Origin of the sequence: Amycolatopsis camponoti, assembly GCF_902497555.1 — a bacterium.
GTDB lineage: Bacteria > Actinomycetota > Actinomycetes > Mycobacteriales > Pseudonocardiaceae > Amycolatopsis > Amycolatopsis camponoti.
In genome coordinates this window covers 200585-220186 of the sequence record NZ_CABVGP010000003.1, presented here as the reverse complement: position 1 = coordinate 220186, position 19602 = coordinate 200585, and the positions used below count along the sequence as shown (strand labels likewise).

Annotated in this window: 19 protein-coding genes and 1 tRNA gene; 12 read left to right on the top strand and 8 right to left on the bottom strand. The window is 65.7% G+C overall.

The features are described from left to right. Nucleotides 1-28: 28 nt before the first annotated feature. The gene (locus AA23TX_RS37330; protein WP_155547712.1) at nucleotides 29-1528 is read right to left on the bottom strand and encodes a threonine/serine exporter family protein; all 1500 of its coding nucleotides are present in this window, start codon (nucleotides 1526-1528) and stop codon (nucleotides 29-31) included. A 191-nt stretch (nucleotides 1529-1719) separates the two neighbouring features. Between AA23TX_RS37330 and AA23TX_RS37325 the strand changes: the two genes are divergently transcribed. Beyond that, nucleotides 1720-1792, top strand: a tRNA-Thr gene (locus AA23TX_RS37325). A 1079-nt stretch (nucleotides 1793-2871) separates the two neighbouring features. Here the strand turns inward: AA23TX_RS37325 and AA23TX_RS37320 are convergent. Next, a complete protein-coding gene (locus tag AA23TX_RS37320; protein ID WP_155547711.1) occupies nucleotides 2872-3081 on the bottom strand; it encodes a hypothetical protein in 210 nt (69 codons plus the stop codon). Between the two features lie 210 nt (nucleotides 3082-3291). Here AA23TX_RS37320 and AA23TX_RS37315 point away from each other — a divergent pair, with 210 nt between their 5' ends. The 3 genes from AA23TX_RS37315 to AA23TX_RS37305 all read left to right on the top strand — a co-directional run bounded on the left by AA23TX_RS37315 (nucleotide 3292) and on the right by AA23TX_RS37305 (nucleotide 6621). Then, on the top strand, nucleotides 3292-5328 hold the full coding sequence (locus tag AA23TX_RS37315) for an NACHT domain-containing protein (protein WP_155547710.1): 2037 nt from the start codon (nucleotides 3292-3294) through the stop codon (nucleotides 5326-5328). After that, nucleotides 5325-5579: a hypothetical protein gene (locus AA23TX_RS37310; RefSeq protein ID WP_155547709.1), complete on the top strand. Its 255-nt coding sequence runs from the start codon at nucleotides 5325-5327 to the stop codon at nucleotides 5577-5579. The genes AA23TX_RS37315 and AA23TX_RS37310 overlap by 4 nt, the downstream gene beginning before the upstream one ends. Before the next feature lie 832 nt (nucleotides 5580-6411). After that, entirely contained in the window at nucleotides 6412-6621 is a 210-nt protein-coding gene (locus AA23TX_RS37305; protein WP_155547708.1) for a hypothetical protein, read from the top strand. 113 nt (nucleotides 6622-6734) lie between these two features. Here the strand turns inward: AA23TX_RS37305 and AA23TX_RS37300 are convergent, their stop codons facing one another. Beyond that, complete coding sequence (locus AA23TX_RS37300) at nucleotides 6735-7031, bottom strand: hypothetical protein (RefSeq protein ID WP_155547707.1); 297 nt, start codon at nucleotides 7029-7031, stop codon at nucleotides 6735-6737. A 590-nt stretch (nucleotides 7032-7621) separates the two neighbouring features. On the opposite strand from AA23TX_RS37300, the gene AA23TX_RS37295 reads away from it, so the two are divergent. The 3 genes from AA23TX_RS37295 (at nucleotide 7622) to AA23TX_RS37285 (ending at nucleotide 9873) form a co-directional block, all read left to right on the top strand. Then, entirely contained in the window at nucleotides 7622-7828 is a 207-nt protein-coding gene (locus AA23TX_RS37295; RefSeq protein ID WP_155547706.1) for a hypothetical protein, read from the top strand. Continuing rightward, on the top strand, nucleotides 7825-8703 hold the full coding sequence (locus tag AA23TX_RS37290; protein WP_155547705.1) for an RNA polymerase sigma factor: 879 nt from the start codon (nucleotides 7825-7827) through the stop codon (nucleotides 8701-8703). The genes AA23TX_RS37295 and AA23TX_RS37290 overlap by 4 nt, the downstream gene beginning before the upstream one ends. Nucleotides 8704-9402: 699 nt before the next feature. Continuing rightward, nucleotides 9403-9873, top strand: a complete 471-nt coding sequence (locus AA23TX_RS37285) for a zinc finger domain-containing protein (protein WP_155547704.1) — start codon at nucleotides 9403-9405, stop codon at nucleotides 9871-9873. A 724-nt stretch (nucleotides 9874-10597) separates the two neighbouring features. Here AA23TX_RS37285 and AA23TX_RS37280 read toward each other — a convergent pair. Further along, nucleotides 10598-12499, bottom strand: coding sequence for a 2-oxoglutarate dehydrogenase E1 subunit family protein (locus AA23TX_RS37280; RefSeq protein ID WP_230863005.1), 1902 nt, complete (start codon nucleotides 12497-12499; stop codon nucleotides 10598-10600). 53 nt (nucleotides 12500-12552) lie between these two features. Between AA23TX_RS37280 and AA23TX_RS37275 the strand changes: the two genes are divergently transcribed. Continuing rightward, the gene (locus AA23TX_RS37275; RefSeq protein ID WP_155547703.1) at nucleotides 12553-12744 is read left to right on the top strand and encodes a hypothetical protein; all 192 of its coding nucleotides are present in this window, start codon (nucleotides 12553-12555) and stop codon (nucleotides 12742-12744) included. A 143-nt stretch (nucleotides 12745-12887) separates the two neighbouring features. Here the strand turns inward: AA23TX_RS37275 and AA23TX_RS37270 are convergent, their stop codons facing one another. After that, entirely contained in the window at nucleotides 12888-13100 is a 213-nt protein-coding gene (locus tag AA23TX_RS37270; RefSeq protein WP_155547702.1) for a hypothetical protein, read from the bottom strand. A gap of 113 nt (nucleotides 13101-13213) precedes the next feature. Here AA23TX_RS37270 and AA23TX_RS37265 point away from each other — a divergent pair, with 113 nt between their 5' ends. Continuing rightward, the gene (locus AA23TX_RS37265; RefSeq protein ID WP_155547701.1) at nucleotides 13214-13591 is read left to right on the top strand and encodes a tyrosine-type recombinase/integrase; all 378 of its coding nucleotides are present in this window, start codon (nucleotides 13214-13216) and stop codon (nucleotides 13589-13591) included. 134 nt (nucleotides 13592-13725) lie between these two features. On the opposite strand, the gene AA23TX_RS37260 is transcribed toward AA23TX_RS37265, so the two are convergent. Next, nucleotides 13726-14838 carry a LysR family transcriptional regulator gene (locus AA23TX_RS37260; RefSeq protein ID WP_230863004.1) on the bottom strand — a complete coding sequence of 371 codons (1113 nt, stop codon included), beginning with the start codon at nucleotides 14836-14838 and terminating at the stop codon, nucleotides 13726-13728. 454 nt (nucleotides 14839-15292) lie between these two features. Between AA23TX_RS37260 and AA23TX_RS37255 the strand changes: the two genes are divergently transcribed. The 3 genes from AA23TX_RS37255 to AA23TX_RS37245 all read left to right on the top strand — a co-directional run bounded on the left by AA23TX_RS37255 (nucleotide 15293) and on the right by AA23TX_RS37245 (nucleotide 16829). Further along, nucleotides 15293-15880 carry a hypothetical protein gene (locus tag AA23TX_RS37255; RefSeq protein WP_155547699.1) on the top strand — a complete coding sequence of 196 codons (588 nt, stop codon included), beginning with the start codon at nucleotides 15293-15295 and terminating at the stop codon, nucleotides 15878-15880. Nucleotides 15881-15884: 4 nt separating this feature from the next. Beyond that, entirely contained in the window at nucleotides 15885-16346 is a 462-nt protein-coding gene (locus tag AA23TX_RS37250; protein WP_155547698.1) for a hypothetical protein, read from the top strand. Nucleotides 16347-16631: 285 nt separating this feature from the next. After that, on the top strand, nucleotides 16632-16829 hold the full coding sequence (locus tag AA23TX_RS37245; protein ID WP_155547697.1) for a hypothetical protein: 198 nt from the start codon (nucleotides 16632-16634) through the stop codon (nucleotides 16827-16829). Nucleotides 16830-16914: 85 nt separating this feature from the next. Here AA23TX_RS37245 and AA23TX_RS37240 read toward each other — a convergent pair whose 3' ends face one another. Together AA23TX_RS37240 and AA23TX_RS37235 are read right to left on the bottom strand one after the other, a co-directional pair. Continuing rightward, nucleotides 16915-18138: a hypothetical protein gene (locus AA23TX_RS37240; protein WP_155547696.1), complete on the bottom strand. Its 1224-nt coding sequence runs from the start codon at nucleotides 18136-18138 to the stop codon at nucleotides 16915-16917. Further along, the gene (locus AA23TX_RS37235) at nucleotides 18138-19001 is read right to left on the bottom strand and encodes an RNA polymerase sigma factor (RefSeq protein ID WP_155547695.1); all 864 of its coding nucleotides are present in this window, start codon (nucleotides 18999-19001) and stop codon (nucleotides 18138-18140) included. Before AA23TX_RS37235 ends, AA23TX_RS37240 begins: the two co-directional genes overlap by 1 nt. Between the last annotated feature and the right edge of the window lie 601 nt (nucleotides 19002-19602).

Here is a 19602-nt window from a genome sequence, read left to right as displayed (position 1 = left end):
GACCGATGAACAGCCGGTGACCGTCGGGTTACTCCAAGCGTCGATCGGCCGCTTCGAGCGGACCAGCCATGCGTGGTCCGGCGAACCGGCGCTCGAGCCTGCCCAAGCCGGTCCGTACCGGTTGGGCGAGCCATTCGCCGAGTACCACGCCCGCTGCCAGCGCAAGCCCGATAGCGACGGCCGTCATGAGCGTCGAGATGTTCCCGCCGGGCTCGACCCCGATCTGATACAGACCACGGTAGGTCGAGAGGCCCGGAAGCAGGGGAGTGATCCCGGACACGGCGACCACCAGTGGAGTAACGCCGAGTCGTCGCGCGAGCACGCCACCGCAGAAACCGACGAGCGTCGCGGCGATCGCGGACGAGCTGACGCCGTCCAGCTCGGACAGCATGAGCGCGCCGTAGACGGCGGCGCCGATGGTGCCGGCGGCCGCCGCGACCAGCATCGCGCGCATCTTGGAGTAGGAGGCGAGCGCGAAGCAGGCGGAGGCGCCGGCCCCACCGAGCACGACGAGCGGCAGCTGCTGCGGCGTCGACCCGCTGACCTCGGGCAGCGGCGTCCGCGGCAGGCCGAGCATGACGGCGATCCGCAGGGCGAGCACGACCCCGGCGATCAGGCCGGCGGACATCAGCGCGGTCTCCATGGTGCGGCCGGCGGCGGTGACGTTGTAGCCGGTGATGGCGTCTTGGACGGCGGAGACGGTGGAGAGCCCGGACAGCAGCACGGTGACCGCGGCGGCGACGACGAGCGTCGGTTTGTCGGTGGTCAGGAGGTTGCTGCTGACGATGGCCATCGCCGAGAGGGTCGCGACCAGCCCGCCGATGACCTGCTGGAAGAAGAAGGGCAGCCCGTAGCGGTTGACGAGCCGTCCGATCCGGTCGATGACACCGCTGATGACGAACGCGACGAGCGCGATGTCGATGCCGCCCCCGAGCAGGATGGTGATGAAGGCGGCGACCCCGCCCCACGACAGCGTCGCGACCCAGCGCGGGTAGGGGTGCGTCGCCGAGGTGATCCGCTCCAGCTCGGTCTGCGCCTGCTCGGCCCCGACGTTCCCCCGGACGATCTGCCGGATGAGCTTCTCGGTCTCGGTCAGCCGGGTGTAGTCGAGACTCCGGCTCCGCACGACCCGCAGCGCGGTGACGGGCGAGAGGTCGGTGCCCCGGTGACAGGTGACGGTGATCGAGGTGAAGATGACATCGACCTCGCAGTGCGGCAACCCGAGAGCGGCGGCGATGGCGATGATCGTCGCGGTGACGTCCGAGGCCCCGGCGCCGCTGGACATCTGGACCTCACCGATGCGCAGGGAGAGGTCGAGGACGAAGTTGACGGTGGCCTCATCGGGCAGCTGGGGCCCCATGGCCTCATCGGCGTCGACGGCGGGGAACTCCCCGGTGGGGGCCTCGAGAACGTGCCAGGGGCGGCGCTTGAGGAGGTTGGGGCGGTGGGTTTTCGCTTGTTGCGGCGGACCTTCGAGGAGGGGCCATCTGGTCACGGTGCCCCCGTTGGTGCGCTCGTTGATCTTCAAGATCCACCTCCTCGCTCTACGTGTCCTTCCACGTGTCTCTACGTGTCTCTCCCGGACCATCGACGACAGTGTGTCGTTCGTTGCAGTGGCGTGCACCACGTGGCTCCATAGTGGCCTGGAGCTGGGGATCATGCCTCTCGAGAGGATCTTGCGGACAGCCCGATACACTGGTGCTGGCGCTTGGGCGCTAGGCCGCTATAGCTCAGCTGGTAGAGCATCTGTCTTGTAAACAGAAGGTCAGGGGTTCGAGCCCCCTTGGCGGCTCAAGAAGGCAAGCGTTTGACCTGCTCGTTTCGTCGGCGGGAAGGTCTACTGGTGATAGCGGGTCCACTTGGGGGCTCCGTTGCGTCTCCGTTTTCACTCGCGTGCCGAAACCGGCCCAACGAACGCGACCAGCTGCTCGGCATCAGACGGGCAGTGGACCGAAGCGATGACCGCCAGCGTGCGTGGACTTCATCCGAGGCGGGTTTGACCTGAGGTCCGATGCCCGTGTGGTCAGAGTCGTGGGTGCCCGCGTGATCTGATGCAGTATCAATCGCCGATGTGTGCTCGACGCTCAACCGGCTCACCGAGCCTCCGGTTCGTCCTGCTGCGCGTCTGGGACGGCGGCGTCCGTGGTGCGACGACATCGGCGCCGGCAGAGCCGGAAGCTGGCCCAGACGATCCCGCCTGCTCGGCGCCCGCTACTCGTCCCTATGGCACCGGACAAATCGATCTTGGAGGGGAGCACTCGGTTTGCCGGCTCTCTCCCATCAAGGGCGTAGGTCGATTTGACGCGTCGTTGCCGGGATAGGAGCCGAGGCCTTCCGGCGGTGGAGCGCCGTGGCCTTCCAATCGAGGAACCTCGACGCGCCTGACGCTACCCCCACCAGACGGGTTCAGCCGCACAAATATGATCGCCGACTGCCACTCGATGGCCTCCGCTTGAAAGTCGTTAGCCAGCGGCTTGAGGCCCGGTCCTCGTCTAGGACCAGTGCGGTGAGGCCCGCTCCTGCTTGCCGTGGTTTTCCGCCGCTGCCCGCGGCATCGCCGCCGAAGCGGCTTCCGGAACCTGACGTTCGTTCGCCGCGTCGTGATCACAGATCAGGCATCGAGCGCCGGCACCCACGTTACGAGGAGACTCACGAGTTGGTGGTCGTGTCTCTGCCCGCGGTCGGTCGATGCCACCAGACCCGGTGACAGCCCCCCGGATCATGGGTTCGATTGGGGGTGCAAGTCATGCCGGGCCTGGTGACCACAACTCCTTGATCTGGAACTACGAAAAAGGTACGGGGAGAGCTGGCGGGTGAACGCGGAGGGGGGACGTACGCGCACCCGGGCGGCGTGATCGAGCTTGACCGCAACTAGCGGCGTCGCGTCAGCCCGATCACGGCGAGCGCAAGCCCCATGGTTCCTCCGAAACCGATACCCCCGGTGATCACCGCCGCTGCCGCCCCCTGGCCGCTGAGCCAACCGAGCACACCGGTTCCGGTGCCGATGAGCAACGCGACGACGGCGCTCAAGGCGAGCCACACAACGAGCCAGGGGTCGTGGGACGGGGGTTGGACGGACATGGTGATCCTCCTGGATCCCTCGAAGTGACTCGTAGCAGCATGTCAGACTCTGTAAGAAGTTGTAAACCTCGGGAGGTCAGGTAGCGTATGGGGGTCATACGGAACGATCAAGTGGGAGAGATGTCTAACCCCAGTGGCCGCGGTGATGATCTTGGCGAGACGTGGCGGCAGCTGCACGGCGCCTTGGAGCGCCTTCGTTTGGAGGCGGGCATGCCCAGCACGCGAGCAGTCGCGGAGGGCGTAAGAAACCGTGGAACAGAACTTAGTCATACGACGATAGCGCAAATATTCAGTGGTTCGCGTGTGCCGCGTTGGGGTGCCCTCAAGGCGGTTGTCGAGTTCCTTGGAGGAGCGGAAGAAGAGTTCCGACAGCTGTGGATATCTGCAAAAGGTGGCGATGATGCCACAGATGATTATCTGCGAAATTACCGCGAATTTGTGCGCATGGAATATGGTCGAACAACCGTTCCAAACTTTGCAGAAAGACAGCGCGCGCAGCTTCGTGACATCTTTGTGGCGCCGTTGTTCTCAAAGGGCGAGGGCGACAGCAGGGACGGATCAGTTTATCTTGATGATCTCCAGTCGACAGTTTCGGCGCCGGGTTCAAAGACGGTATTGCTAGCGGATCAGGGCGCTGGCAAGACGATGACGTGCCGCTTCCTGATGTTGCAGCACGCTGGTCTGGATAGCTCCTTCGTTCCGTTCTATCTGTCTGGTCGAGAATTCTTTGATCTTTCCTTGCCTCTTGTCGATCTTGTCGAGGCGTCTCTACTTCGAGTTATGCCATTGCGTCCGCCAAATAATTTTGTGCAGGGGTTGCTCGTTAAAGGTTCGGCGTTGATAATTATCGACGGCCTAGACGAGGTGTCTGATTTGGCGGTGCGAAGGACCTTGTCTTCGCAGATTGAGTCTTTCTGCAACGTCTATCCGATGACGCGTGTCCTGGTTACTTCACGATTGACTGACTATGGTGTCGTTCGGCTGGACCCGGCATTATTTCTCGAGTATAGAATACTTCCTTTGAGTCGTATGCAGGCTGGCGACCTTGTAAATCGGATATTTGCCCTGGATGATGCAGGTCATCCTGGCAAGCTGACTGCGGCGGAGTTCTTTGGTCTTATTGACCGAGTCACGGATATTTGGCGGACGCCGCTGCTCTTGTCGCACGCGGCAGCTCTCTCAGGGAGACTTCCTTCTGGGGAATTTCGATATCACTGCGCCGAAATCGTCAACAAGGTGGTGGAGCTAGCGACGTTCGACTGGGACGTTGTTCGCGGTATTCAAACCGCTGCCCTGAGCCGCTATCTCGTTCGCCGGGTCCTCGAAGATCTTGCTTTGTGGTACGCAAAACGTGGTGGTCAGGCTGTCGCATTAAGTCAAGTCAGTGATTATATAAGTGATACCGTTGCTGAAGCCGAGGGGCGTCGCGGATGGGCGCTTGTCGACAATCTTGTGGAGTATTTTTCTGGTCGAGCAAATGTGATTAGTGTAGTAGGTGTCAATGATGTCGGTGATGAGCTGTACTCGTTCACCCATACTGCAATTCTTGCTCACATGGCGGCTTCTCGTATAGTTCGTGAAGATCGCAATCCGAATGTGATTGCGCGATTCCTCGTCGAAAATTTGCAGTTGGAGCTACCGGCATCGGTGTTGGTCTTTGTGCTGCAAATTTTTGATGACAGCGTGATGCGCGGCGGCGAAATTCTTTTTGCTGAAATGGCTGACATTATCGCCCGGCTGCCGCCTGGTGAGGATGGTAATCTGGGAGCCATGCTGCTGGCAGCGTCTCGCTTTGTAAGGATGTCGAATCCTTCTGTTCTCAAATCGATCGCTAAAAGGATTACTCCAGCCGGCGCGGTCGTCGAGGGCTACTCTTTGCCTGAGGTTATCGAAAAGCTGGAACTATTACCGGGGCAGGCTGAACGCTGGCTTGATAGTGGAGAGATCGCAGCATCTATTAACGGTGTGCACCCCGGTGGTCGATATGCATTTAAAGATGTACTAATTCTGGCGGTCGCAGTGCGCCTTTGGGATTTGGGAGTTCGCGAGGATAAGATACGAGACGTCCTGAATTTCCTGAGGCAGATGCCATTGGAGCAGATAAGGAGCTCGTTTCTAATCGGAGATAGTTCGGGAATTCACGTAATGAAACCAATGCTGGCAATGTCTGCGGTTAAACGAGGTCAAGGTTTTTTCGGTATCGACCTCGAGCTCGTTGCAAAAAACGTGGGTGAGCGGCTCGCGTGAACCCGACCGAGGTGGCGTGCGATGCCAGCCCCGGCCGGCTCATCCATGCCAGCTTGCGCTTTTGTCAGCCATGCACGGCCTTCCTCCTCGACCGCGGACTGGTCGGCGGTGTGCAGCAGCGCGCGAACCCGTGCCAGCGGGCGTGTTGCGTCTCGTCGTCGAACAACCAGCTGGTACGCCACGACCGGCTCGCCGACCCCGGCCAGGGACACCTTGCCCTCGCCGTCGTTGCCGAGGCCCGGCGGTTCTAGCAGCGGGGCGACGTCGTCCTGCTGTACCCGGTGCCCTCGTAGCTCTCGTCTAGGTAGGACAACAGGTGGACCAGGGCGTCGTCGTAGCCGCCCAGCTCGCTGGCGCGGTTGTCGAGCAGGTTGATCCGGCGCGGTCTAGTCGTCGCAGGTGGTGACCTCCCACCGCGCCGTCGTGCGCCGCTCCCGCCGGATCGCCTCGAAAGCGTGGTTCCCCGCCAAGATCACCCACCAGCTGTCGCCGGTCTGCCGGACCGCCAGCGCCCGATACTGGCCGTTGATCGACTCGCGGACCTTCCCGACGTCGCCGCGATTGGTGTTTCCCTGGGGTCTTCGTCAGCTCGCCGAGCGGGATGTCTCTAGTCGCGACGTACGTTCTGCTCACCGGCCACCCCCTTGCTCGAGATTAGGTCCCCGGGCCGGCGGGGTGCCATCCGGCGGCTCTGAGGTTCGTGGTGCGTCGCGAGGTCGGCGGCGACGTGGGCGCGGTGCTTGGCGAAGTGGCGACGCAGCTGGCATCGGGGCCAATGAGACCAGCCCCAGGCGACCGACACCTACACGTTCGCAGCCAGGTATGGCCACACCGCAGCCCAGAGAAAGTGCAGGTCAAGGAGGTCGTGGCCTCGATTGCGTTATGCGGGTAAGGTGGAAAAAATGCCTCGGCCGACTACTGAACGTGTGGTGTGGTCGACACACCGCGTCAATAGGACCAATTCGGGGCACTGGGCTTTACATTCACTCCGCTTTGTGTATCAGCCAGGAGCACGGAACCCCGCCTGTGCCTGTCCTGAAAGCCGAGCCCAGCGGTTTCCAGGTCAGGTCGAGTGGAGACACTGTGTTGGCCTGGATCCTCGGCGGCTACGCCGTGCTGTTCCTGCTACTACTCGGTTGCGCCGGCTTCGTGGCCCTGTTCGTGAACGACCCGGACAAACGCGCGGATGCCTACAAGGTGCTCAAGTTGTTGACCGGCATCGTGCTCGGTTCCGGTGGCGCGGGCGGTCTCGTCGGTCTGCTGCTCAAGCTGCACGAGATGGGTGTCATCTGACCCGTTGGTCGGACGCGGTCGGCTACCCAGCCCCTCCAGGTAGCCACCCGCGTCCGTTGAGGCTGACAAAGTCTTCACCGGCACGGTAGCCTTGCCCAAAGGCCAGGGCGCGGTCATCGCGCGCCCGCTGCTGTATGGCGGTGGCTTCGCCGAAGCTCGACGCGATGGCCAGGCCGGGTGAGCTGGCCGGGTCGAAGAACAAAATATTGCACGATCAAATAGGTACACTGCACCGACAGAACGAGCGAAGTCGCTTGGGCGACGACGGCGGCCATGTCAGCCAGGACGTGCGTGTGGTCGGGCAACGCGGCCAGGATTTCGAGGAGCGTGTCGAAGCTGATTTCGGGCGAGGTGGCAGCTTGCTCGAGAGCGCGCAGGGGCGGAGCGGGTTGCTCGACGCGCACGGCCACCCGGACAGCTGCAACTAGCAAGCCCGGACGACGCACGCACAGCGACACCAAATTTCCTCAGCTCGAGGCAGCACGACGCCGGCGCCCAGGTGCGCCTGGGCGCCGGCGGGCTCGAAGCTCTAGAGCATCCCCGCTTCGTGGAGCTTCCAGAGGATGGTGGCGAGTTTGACGGCGAGCCAGCTCAGCCGTCGCAGCACCTTGTGGGCCTGCACGCGCTGGGTCTCCGTGGGGCGCCGAGAGGGCGATGTGTGTGGCGTATGCGATCAACACCGCGAGGTAGACAGCGCAGCTGCCCAAAATCCAAGCCCACATGGCTTGTATCCCTTCAATTCTCATTGAAGGGGGGTCGGCGGGCCACCTTGTGGCAGCAGCAGGGAGCGCCGACCCTATGTTCCAACGAGCGCCCTCCTGGAAAGTTCCCGGGCCCCGGGAGAAGCTGGGATTAAGCGGCCTTCCGCAGGTCAGACGCAGTCCTGCCACCGGAGGAGAAAATCGTTGAAACTCGCAGTGAGCGTTTCGCGACTCCATGACCACTCAGTCAGTAGAAGGCTGCTCAACCCGCGCAGCCGGTGAGACCGGAGGAAGTCGTCATGACGCTTGAGATCGTGGTCGCTGCGGGAGCGGCGGCGCGCTGTGCGCTGTCGCTCGCCCAGGCAGTGGCCTACCGGCACCGGTCGCGGGCACGTGCTGAACTGCTGACTGCGGCGGCGTCGCTGCCGGCCGGTTCCGAAATCGCTGAACAGACTGCCGGGGGCGACTGGTGGAGTGTCATCGTCTGCGGTGGGAAGCCCGCATGACTGGTGAAAGCTTGGCACTCCGACTCGGCTTGGATCCGGACGTGGGTCCGCGCGAACTGCTACGTGCCAAGGCGGCCTTGTTCGAAGACCAGTGCCCGCTCTGGAGCCCAGGAGGCGTCGAGCGGCGCAACCTCGAGGCGGGAAAGGTGGTGCTTTCGTACGAGCTCAGCCGCCCAAGCCTCGTCAACCACGGACCGGTCGGGACGCCGCCGGAGCCGATCTCCTTGACCGAGGCATTTCGGATGTGGGCGCCCGGCTTGATCCGGTTCGCCAGAACGATCGCGGTAGAGCGAGGACTGCCGGAATCGTATGCGGGCGCCGAGGACGTGGTGCAGCAGACGTTCGAGGCGGCATCGAAGATTGAGTGGGACTCGATCGTCTGGCAGCGTGCATGGCTGTACACCGTGGTGTTGCGGAAGGTCGTCGCTGAAGCCGACCGTTACAGCCGCGCCCGCGATGGGTTTGCGGAAGGACGCGGAATTCGGACGTGGTCCTCGCTCGTCCCGGAGTCGTCGGTCGAGACCCACCTCGACGTGCGGCTGGTGCATGACCTGCTGGTGCAGATGCCGACGCAACGCAAGCGGATCGCTTACTTGAACTTGTTCGAGGGGTACAGGCCTGTCGAGATTGCGGAGATCCTCGAGATCAGTGCTTCCAACGTCCGGAACGTCCTCAGTCGGGTTCGCGAAGATCTCAGCGAGCACGTGTCCTATCCAACGAACCGGCACGCCGTCGGCGACGAGAGGCGCTCGCTGCATGTTGATGGGAAGCGCATTTATGCGAGTGATCGGCGGAGGGTGCGCAGGATCGCGCTGGTGGCGGCGGTGATCGTCGTCGTTCTGGTGCTGGGAGGTCTGCTCGGCCTCGTTCTGTAGCTGAGGTTGTCGAGGGCTGGGCGGCGGTTGATGTGCAGGTTCTCCCACGACCGCCGCCCAGACAGCCACATTGCACAACGCCGGGCAACGTTGCGGCCCCTTTGGCCGTGCTGCGCGAAGCCGACTCGGCGCGGCCTGAGAGTCAACTCCACTCGTTGCGGCAGCGAACGGCAATGGGGGCTAGCGGCCATGAGCGGTGAGGTCGCCGGGCGGGTTGATCACCGCTTGGTCGTGCTGCCAGCACAGCAGACGCACTCGAGGTCGCCGGCCGGGCAGGCGCTCGCCGGAGACAGCCGGCCGGCCGCAGATCCAGCACACACCCTCGGCCGCGGGAATCCGCTGAACACCTATCTCTCGACGAGCGATCGTGCTCATGATCGGCATCGTCTCGCTGGGCAACGTGCCCGCGCGACCTCTGTCACCTGTTCGGGTGCCCAACGCCGTGTCACGTCCCTGCGCGGCTCACGATCATCACCGGTGGACCGATGGACCGGGTAGTGCACTCCTTTACGCGCCCCGCCCGCTCCGCCGCAGGCAAGGCGAGGCTCCGACCGAGGACCAGCAACCCGCCGTGCCGCCGGAAGCGGTGTCCACTCTTTCGTGTGATTGAACCTCGCGAATTGCGGCGCCGTGGCGTGATGAGGGTGATGGGCGCAGGTGCTGAATGTGCCCCGGTCCCTGAACTGGAAGGAGTCGCCGGTGTCGTACCTGGTGACCGCGGTCGCCGCTATCGCCGCGTCGCAGGTCCGGTTCGATGCGGACGACGAGGTAGGCGACAACCTCCTGCGGAGTCGCGGGCTCGGTGGCCGTGGCCTGCGCCAGCCGGACGGCGGTGATCTGCTCGGTCACGCCCAGGCGCTGCTGGTGACCGACTACTTCACCCTCGACCCGACGACGAAGGCGACCCGCGATCCGGCCGTCGTCAAGTCCGCGCTGCGCCGGGCCTGGAACGCCTGCGCCAGCGTGCCCTGCTCGAAGTGCGGCGTCGCGGCGGGGCAGTACTGCCGGAACAGGACGCGGGGAACCTGGTGGGTCACCCGGTTTCACCGGCCCCGCCAGGACGCTGCGGGCGCGACGCGCATCCTGGCCAAGGTCTGGATTCACGGGCTCAGCTGGGCGAAGGGGAACGGGACGTTCGCCTGGGACGACCGCGCCGTGCCGACGATGTAGCCGGGCGAGAGCCGAAGCAGCAGCTGGGCCCCGGATTCCTGGGTGACGATGCAGTTCAGCAGGATGTTCCTCGCCCTGGACAGTCAGGTTCGGGGTGGTGGGTAGCGGTCTCCGGTGCCCGGTCTGGACCGGGCACCGGAGACCAAGCCGCCTCGGATGCTCGGCGTGGGGTTCGCTCCGAGGGCTTCGCCGCCTGAGCGCGGATCGTCATCGATGACCAGTTGATGCTGATGGGGCGAGGCCAAGAACCAAGCGCAATCTCGGTCTGCAGTCGCTGAACGCCGAGACGGTGATGCTGGTTGCCGAGCGGGATAGCCGCGAGGAGATCGTGTTCGACGGGAAGACGCTGCCGCTACTGCCGCACGCGCTGCGCGGGTTCGAGGAGATGGCCACCGGCGCGCTGACCGCGTCGATCATGGCCGACGGGTGGCGGCGTGCCGGCCGGAAGCTAGCTCTCGTCCCGGCTTCAGCTGTCGAAGCCGATCGCGAACGACGTGCGCGACCTGATGAAGAAGCTGGCGACGGGGAACGCGAAGCTCGTCGTCGGCGAACCGGAGGTCGTCGAGCAGGCGCCGGTGATGCCGATGCTGAGCCGCGCCCTGTAAATCGAACGTCAGCGAGGCCCCACACCCGAGCGTGGTGTGGGGCCTCGCTGACGTTTCTCGAGGTCGAACACGCCTTCGACCGTGCGCCACCGGCGGTTGATGCCCCGGCACGACCTCACTCAAGGGGTCTGCGGGACAGCGAGCGTCGCGTACGGCAGCGGGCGCTCGCTGTCCAACCGGGAGAGGATCAAGGAAGCGGCGTAGTTGCCCTCCTGGCGAGCCTCCTTGAGCAGGATGCGAGCGGCGTCGTCCGGGGTGGCCTCGTTCTCGGTGTTCGTCGACAGAAGGTGGTATGCGCGCCGAACGAGAGGGTGGCCCGCCCTGCTCTTGTCGTTGATCAAGTCCAGACCGTGCCCCGGGTACTGAGCTTGGATGCCCTTGAGCTTCTCAAGGGCATCGTGTGGGTCACCTTCGATGATCGCGTCCTTGAAGGCCTCAACAGCTTGTTCGATGTTGCCGCTCGCCAGGTGTTTTTGCCCCAGGGTCAGCGCATGGTTCGCGCGTCTGCTCGACTTGTGCACCCAGTCTGTCGGAAGTGGACTGTTTCTCGTGCGGTTAGCGAGCTGACTTGCCGGGTCCAGGGTGCTCCACCTGTTGATTCGCTTGCTCGGCCCGGTGGGTTTTCCGTGGAGGGCGAGGAGCTCGGCAACCGTCCTCTGCCTCTGGTCCGGTTCTGGTGTTGAGCGTTTCGTCAACCCGAGCAGTTCGCCCACAGTCTTTTGCCCCTCTGGCACGGGCACGTGCGGGGTGCGGCGCACAGCGGCCAGAAACTCGCCGACAGTTTCAGCCGTCCTAAGCTGGGAAGGCTCGGCCTTCGCCTCGTTGTCGAACGGGTTGCCGAACGGCGCGAGGATGCTCTTGAAGGGATCCACAGGCATCGTGGTGCCGTCGGCAGGGAGATTCTCGGCCGGTATCACTTCCAACACCTCGGTACGCGGCCACTCGATGGCGTCCTCCTGGTCAAGCGCTTCCGCGCCGGACTCGGAGGCCACCCGGGTGGCTGCAGTTGCGGCTACGGCTACGGCCGACGGTGTGAACTCGGTGAACAGCTCTGCCCAGGCTGGGATGACCGAGGTCGGATCGGCGAGAAACTGCTCGTGCCTCTCTGTGAACAGCTCTGCCCAGGCTGGGATGACCGAGGTTGGGTCGGTGAGGAACTGCTCGTACATCTCTTCGACGAGCCATTGGTTGACCCCGAAGTCGGTGTCGGGCTTGGCTTTAGCGTCGAGGGGAACCTTCACCGCGTCTTCCTTAGTCACGACAGCGATGTCGGTGCCGTCGGGTTCCACGGTTACCGCGTCGGCACTGAAGGTCTCGCCGTCGTCGTTCCGCTTGCTCTCGCTGGATGACGCGTTCATTGGTGGGCTGTCGTTGGTCCGGCTTGGTGCTGACGGCTGTGCTTCGTCGACGGCGCCGGGTTCGACAGCTGCGGCTTCTGCTTCTCGATGCTCCGCCGCGGTGAGGGCAGGGTCCGGAGACGGTTCCGCGGTGATGGCGTTGTGCCAGTCGAAGGCCTGGACATATAGCTGTTCGATCTTGTCGCGGAGCGGGCGTCCGTCCCCGTCTCGGAGTCGGCCGAGCGCTATGAGCGCCTCGACCACGCCGATCATGACGGCCCGGTTGGGCAGTTCCGGCTTGATGAGGATGCCGTGCACCCGGGTGTGCGACGGCGAGGGCCAGTCGCCGTCAGGATCAACCTCGCTTCGGGCTTTCAGCCACGCTGCGATCCGGTAGCTGCTGTGGTGCCCGGTGAACGCGTGGAGTCGGTGCAGCTCGTCGTTCAGCTCACGCAGCGGGCCGGCGGGTAGGTCAGGTCTTCGCCACTTGCCCACGGCTCTCCTCGGTGCGCCTCTAGCAGCATGCGGAAGGCAGTGTAAAGCGCCATAAATGATCACTCTTTGCAGGGCCTGTTCAGGTGCCCTGCTGTACGGCCGAAAATCGGGCGAAAACTCTTTATTCAGGCATGGCGTGTTGTAAAGGATCAGCATTTTGATGGGTTGAGCTGCGTAGACGTTCTGCATCACCTCGCGCCGGTCGGGCTTGCGAGGGCAGGCAAACTCGGAGGACGACGGCGATGGGTAACTGGCTGTGGATCGGCTCGTCGATCGCAGCGGTGGGGGCCACGGTGACGCGATGCGTGCTGGCCAAGATCCGCGCGGAGAGCCGGCGTCGAACGCTCGAGGTCACCTTGGAGAACGCGACGCCGACCGAGCGTGTGGCGATACTTCGCGCCTTGCGTGACTGGGAAGGACGGGAGCGAAGGTGATGCGCGGTCGCGCCCCTGAGGCGTAACGCGACTGCTCCCTGAGCGTCTTTCCAGGTAGCGGCTTCACCGCGGCTGGCACGTCGGCGGGCTTCCCCCACCCGCCGTCGTACCGGTTCTCAGCTTCGGCGGAGGGTTACAGGGCCTCAGAGTGCGTCGCGCGGTTCGCTCGCTTCCCGGCGGATCCGGCGGACGTAGGCGGGCGCCTCGCCCCGGCGAACCTCATCGGGGCTGCGTTTCACGATCTCGTGCATCGCCCAGTACGACCCTGGCATGGGCTCGATGGCCGCGAGTTTGGCAGCCTGGCCCTGCTCGGACGCCGGCACCGGCGGATGCCCCGGGTTCTCCATCTCGTCCACGTCGAGCACCTTACGCGGCTGGCTGACGAAACCGCTGGTCAGCCGGTTCGCACTGTGTCGTCCTGCTCGTGCGAGGTTCGCTCACAGACGTTCGCCGGGGACGGGGAGGGTTCTTGGCCGGGGATGTAGCCGAGGGCGGCGGCCAGCTGATCGCCCGGATCCTCCGCTCGCTGTGCGCGAGCCTGCTGCGCGTCGCGGCGGCCAGCGGCTCCTCGACCATGCGGGCCCACGCCGCCGCGCTGCGGCCGATCGCGACGACGATCCACCCGCACTCCGCCCGGCACTTCTACGCCCGCGTCGCCCAAGCGAACGGCGTGCACATCCGCCAGATCGCCGCCAACCTCGGCCACTCGTCCGTCGCGGTCACCGAGGCCTACCTCGCCGCTGCCGACACGCTGGAGAACTCCGCCGCGCCAGTGCTGGCCGACCTCATCACCGCCGGTGAGGAACTCGTGCTCTTCCCGTCCGCTGCCGACACGACGACGGCATGACCATCGAGAAGGACAGCGTCCCCAGTGTGGTCAAAAGCTGGACAGTTTCGTGACAACCCGCGTCTGCCGGCCGGCGGCGGCCCGAGGTGCGTTTCCACCTCGGCTCGTCGTCGGCGGGAGGACGGCGGCACACATCACTGCTGGGGGCGGATCCCGTCCAGGTAGCGGCTGCCACCTTGCGGGTGCTTCTCCAGTTGCCGGTCACGGACTTCCTCCTGCACGAGCCGGAAGAGATCCTCGATGGCGTTGGCCTTTGACTTGTGCGGCCTGTCCGAGTGTGAGGCGAAGACCTCTTGGTAGATGAAGGTCCCGTCGGGCAAGCACACGGGCACCCACTTGAAGTCCGCGGTTTGCGGGCCGCCGTGGATGTTGCCGGCGAAGAACGGGTTGGCGATGTCGGAGGGCACCACCGGAGTACCGATGCCAGCCACCCCGTACTCGTGCAGCACCTTGGTGCCGAAGGCCTCGCGCTTCACCCGCAGGTCGGGGCGGCCCGCGGTCGGCATGTGCCCCAGGTGCTTCTCGATCTCGCGCTCCAGGACCTGCCGGGACCGGGTCTGCGGCGGCGGCACGAGCATGCGTCCATCCTCGACGAGCTCGGCCAGTCCGATCTGGTCCCGCGGGTCGCTCTTCGGGAGCATCGCCACCTGATGGGAGGAGTACAGGTAGCGGGTGGTCAGCTTCCGGGCCGTGGGTGATCCCTTGGTCGGTGGCATGCCGACCACGAAGTCCAGCGCGTGCCCGGCCAAGGCCGCGAGCACGACGCTCTCGAACCGGTCGACTGCCCGGTCTTCCTCGCTCAGCGGCCTCGACCGCACCCGGACACCGAGCTGACTGCGCTCCAGGCGAGCTTCCACGCTGGCCATGAAGAACACGTGCTGAGGCAGATAGCGTATGCGGAGCGTGTCGTCGCGCAGCCTGTTGATCGAGTTGTACTCGAACACCATCAGCCGCGCGCGCTCCAGCAGCTCCTGCGCGAAGGGATCGCTCGCCAGCCGCTGGACATCGCCCTCCTTGACGAACAGCCGTCGCCCGTCGACGTTGCGGTTGAGGGATTTCTCCAGGTTTTTGATGTTGTCGGAGACCGCTTGCCGCGTGATGCCCAGTTCGTCAGCAGCCTTCAAGTAAGTGCCCACCTCGGCCAGCGCAACGAAACTGAGCAACTGCGGAAAAGTGGACGCCGTCTTCTGGTCGGAACTGTCCAGTATCGACTTCTTCCGGCCGTTGTCATTGCTGGCCGCGGCCACCACGGAAATGATGTCTGTACTGTCTGGTTCGCCCGAAGGCCCAGGTCTCAGGAGGTCTGGGCCTGCACCGTTGCTCTGTGTCATCCGAGCACCTTGCGCCTTGCAAGCTGATCTGACTGCGCCCAGATGGGTGAAGTTGCATACCAATGCTCGTTACTTTTCTTGCAGCACAACCGTGATTTGAGTTGCGTAACACGTTAGAAGAATTGCACCCGGATGGCGCTAGCAGAACTGCACCACGTAAGCTTTTTCCGTATTGCGAAATTTTGAGGTATGCCTGTAACCTCTGATTTACCCGACCCCCATTTTAAGAGCGGAACTCCTGGTCAGAGGAGTTCCGCTCGGGTGTCGGCCAACCAAGAGGGAGCGCCTCATGAAGCAGCCGACAACCCCCAAGGGTAGGTCGAAGAAGCGCATCGCACGAGTCCCCGAACGCCCCCATTTTCAGGAGCTCGTGGCTCTGCAGGGCCTGTGGACCCTGCAGAGCATGGTTCTGCCGGGCAACGCGTCCGCCCTCGTCGCGTGCGTTCCGCTGGCCTACGTGATCGCCTATCTGGCCCGCCGGCGTCACGGCCGCGTTCCGACGCTGCTGAGCCAGTTCGCCACCTACATCCAGCTGTACCTGGCCGAGGCGGGCCTGAGCCAGGCCCACTGGGTGGCCGGGGGCGGCGCCGCGATCACCCAGAAGCTCGTCATCATGACGCTGCTGGGCGCTCTGCTGGGCGGGCAGGAAGTGGCGAGCCGACGCCGGGCCAACCGACAGGACGCGGCGGAGCCCGAGGACGGCGGCCGGCCGGCGCCGGGCGCGCCGACCATCGTGATGACCACGCCGGCGCGCGTACGCCCCCGGCGCCCGCGTGGCACCACCAAGCCGCGCCGGCCGCGGCGCACGCCGCGCCGAGTGGCGGGCCGCCCCGGCATCCCGCCGCGGGAGAACACCCGGCCGCGGCCGCGGCCCGCCGCCCCTCACGGTCCCAAGCCGAAGAAAGCCAAGCTGGCCGGTGACGCCACGGCGCGCACCGCGAAGAAGAAGAGGAAGTAGCGACATGCGCGTGCACGTGGACGTGGACAACGAGTTCGACGAGACCAGCGCCGACGCCTGGCGCGACGAGCAGTTCGACCAGCGGATGGGCGACCTCGGAGAGGACATCCGGCAGCGGATCTACCAGGGGTTGTGGGACGTCTGCATCATCGGCGGCGTCGCCCTCGACCTCGGGGAGATCGCCGGCCGAGGCTGGCTCTGGCGCGAGCACCGCGGCTGCGACCCCGACGACGAGTTCGCTGCCATGGTGCGCAGGCTGGCCCGGCGATCGCCGACCGCCGTGGAAGAGCGGATCGTGCTCGAGCGGGTGCAAGACAGGTTCGCGCTGAAGCAGGCGAAGATCGAGCTGCTCGCGGCCAGCGTCAAGGACGCCGGGGGGCTCTTCGGCGTCGCTATGTCCACCGACCTGATCTGCGGCTCCCGGATCACGATGGTGATGGCCGAGCTCGAGCGCATCGATCTCTGAGTTCACCTGGTGCGTGACAGGGCCGCTCCGGCACAGACTGCCGGAGCGGCCCTTGTCGTGAATCTTCCCGCAGCGGTGGTGCTCACGGCGACGCCGACCGCGCCGTTGGCTCGACGTCGACGAGCTCCGGGATGTCCTTCCGCGTCTGCGACCCGATCGCCCGCTGGGATTGCCCGCCGCCATTGGGTAGGCCGCCCTGCGAGGCCGTGGCGAGGGGGTTGCCGGTCGGCGCCGGCCTAAGACCTCGATAGCAGCGCGGGTGCGCTGGGTGAGGAGACGGGATCGATGGCAGGCAACAACTCCCCGGGGCCGGGGCAGCCGTTCACGGTGCGGACCGCGCTGGTGATGTTCATGGCGCTGGTGGTGGCGGTCGTGGCGGGCGCGCTGTTCTACAGCGCGGTCCACTCGGCCGGGCTGGCGGTGATCACCGGCGGCGCGGCGTTCGCGGGCGCCTGGCGGTTCTTCGACTGGCTGATCCGGTGACCGCTCGGCCGGTCCAGGGCGGCCGGCCATCGCTGATCTGCTGGCGGGACCGGCCTGGTGCGCAGGCCGGTCCCGCCAGCCGCATTCAGGGCAGGTGCCGGGCGAGCAACAGCAGGACGCCGAACAGCAGGATGCCCACGCCGCCGCTGGTGAAGGCGAACGAGAACCCGGACCAAGAGCCGACCGCGGCCAGCGCCTCCGGCTCGCGGGAGACGAGTCGAGCCGGAGCACCGGCGGGGCGCGCGGGGGCGCGCCGAGCCGATCGCCGCTGCCGCACCGATCGGTGCCGTCGCCGTGTCCCGCTGAAGGGTCTCCAGCGTGGTCGGCGCCGCGCGGCCGGTGTGTCCACTGAGGACACCCGATGCTCGGGTTGGTTCCGTTTTCCGCACGTGAGGGCCGGTCGTGGAGTGCCGAGCGGGCCCCGCTCGATCGCTTTCCAGCTACCCGCGCCCGTGAGGCGCACGAGCCAGTTCCTGGCCAACAGGTCGGTGTAGAACAAGGTCGTGCTCCGCCAGAACGCCACCTCCTCGTGCGCGGTGCCCGGCTCCTCCCGCGGCAAGGTGATCGCCGAGACCGGGAACGCGCTGATATCGGTCAGCTCGTCGGCGATCCCGCTGGAGGACACCGCCAGGCTGCACGCCAGCAGCAGCGCGACGGGTGTGTCCTCGTCGGTGCGGTCGAACCCGAGCTCGACGATCGAGCGCGCCACGTCCGGGCGCAGGTCGACGAACACGCCCTGGTACACCATCTTGTTGAGCAGCGTCACGGCCCAGGTCCGGTAGCGGGGAACGTGCGCGCTCAACCGCAGGTGGTAGGCGAACGTGGCGACTTCGCGGCAGGAGATACGGTCCTCGGCCGCCGCGTTCGGCGGCCACACCCACGGCAGCTGGGTGTAGATCGACAGTGAAGAGTGGTCACCGAGGACGCGGTCGCAGCCGCCGACGAGCTTCATCCAGGTGTCCGGCTCGATGTCCGGCAGCTCGTCGCCGACCGCCGAGCGCACGACGTCCAGGACGACCTCGTCGGTGTCCGGGCCGCCGCGGGCGGCAGCGGCCTCGTCCGGGTCGGCGGCGAGCCGCTGCAGCTGGGTGCGCAGCCGCTTGTGCACCCGGTCCGGTGTGAGCGCCTGGTAGGCCTGGGCCACGGGCGTGCCGAGGCTCGACTGGTCCAGCAGCTGGTCGAACTCGGCGTCTAGCTCGTCCTCTACGCGGTCGTTCGGCTCCTTCGCGCACATGTACGACACGGTGGGCCTCCATTCCTGCGTGCGGTCGCCGCGACGGTTCCCGGCCGGAACGTCCTGGTCGGGCATTACGGCCTCCCCTGGTCGTCGTCATCACGCATGTTCTTGCGGTGGGTGTGCAGGCGGCGCTCGACCGCCTTGGGGGTGAGGTCGACCGCGGTGGCGGCTTCGGCCTGGGTCTGCCCCAGGTAGGAGCGCCGCAGCAGCACCTCTTGGATCTTCGGGTCCTTCACCTGCGCCATGGCGCGGGCCGCCGAGTCGCGCAGCACGACCGCGTCGGCCGGGTCGACCGACGTGTCCGCGATCCGCTGGAGCAGGTCCTCGCCCTCCTCGTCGGCTTCGGCCGGCGAGGACAGCATCGCCTCGGCGAGCACCTTGTCCTTCCACCACTTGTTGCAGAACGAGGCGAAGCAGCAGGCGCACGCGCCGACGAAGTACGTCCCGGAGCTGGCGCCCTTCTGCGGGTCCCAGTTGCCCTTGCGCAGGCCGTAGTTCAGGAAGAACTGGACCCCGCCCTGCATCGCGTCGGTGCCGATGATCGAGTCGATCGCGAAGGCCTCCTGCTCCTCCAGCGTCCACTCGCTCGCCGCGGCCCGGGCCTGTTTGATGATCGGCCGCCGGAACTTCAGGCACTCGTCGAAGATGTGGCCGCTGCCGATCCAGTGCCGCATGATCGGGAACGCGTACCCGACGAGCCGGTGCGCCATCTTCCCGAACAACCGCTCGAACCGCGGCCCGGTGAACTGCTCGGCCCGCAGGATCTCCAGGATCCGGGCCTCCGCGGCCCGCTGGGCAGCGGGGTCGCCGGCAGTGCTCCCGCCGTGGGCCGCCAGTTCGGCCTCGACCTGGGCGAGGATCCCTTCCGGCAGCTCGACCAGCGAGGGCGCTCTGTCCGGGGCCGGATCCTCCGTCGGCGGCAGCTCCGAATTCATCGTCTGGCTCCCTCAGTAGGCGGATCCCCGACGCCCCAGTTCGTCGAGGTCTGACACTTCTCGTTGTAGGCAGCAACGCTGGAACACCCCCCACGGCTCCTCAAGATTTTTCCTGCGCCGCCGTCCCAGTAACCGAATCGGCTGTGTTCTCGCAGCTCCACACGCACTGGAAGATCGAATACGTGTGCGGGATTCGGGGTCGCAGGCGACGCCACGATGAGGCTCTGCTCGACGGATAAGGCGAGGCGATCGCGAACGACGCGCGGTTCCCGTGTGCTCGCGGCAGTTCGGGCTCGGTGAGACAAGGCGCTGCCGGGTACCAGGCAAAACAGCCGCTGAACGGTGAACCGCGTCCGTTCATCGAGCGCGGTCAGCACAGCCGAACTCCCATTTCCTTCGACCGCTCGGCGATTGCCGACCGCTTTTCGACCGTCCGTGACCGGTTGCCGAACGGGGCCGGAAGAGCCGGGACCAGCGGTGGTGTTGCGCTCTAGATTCGGCGTGACGTCGGCGACGCATGGGCGCGGGCGACCCCGGGGCAGGCACCCCGGAGCCGCCGGTGCGCCTCGTCGACGTCGATCCGTACGTCTTCCCGGACGGT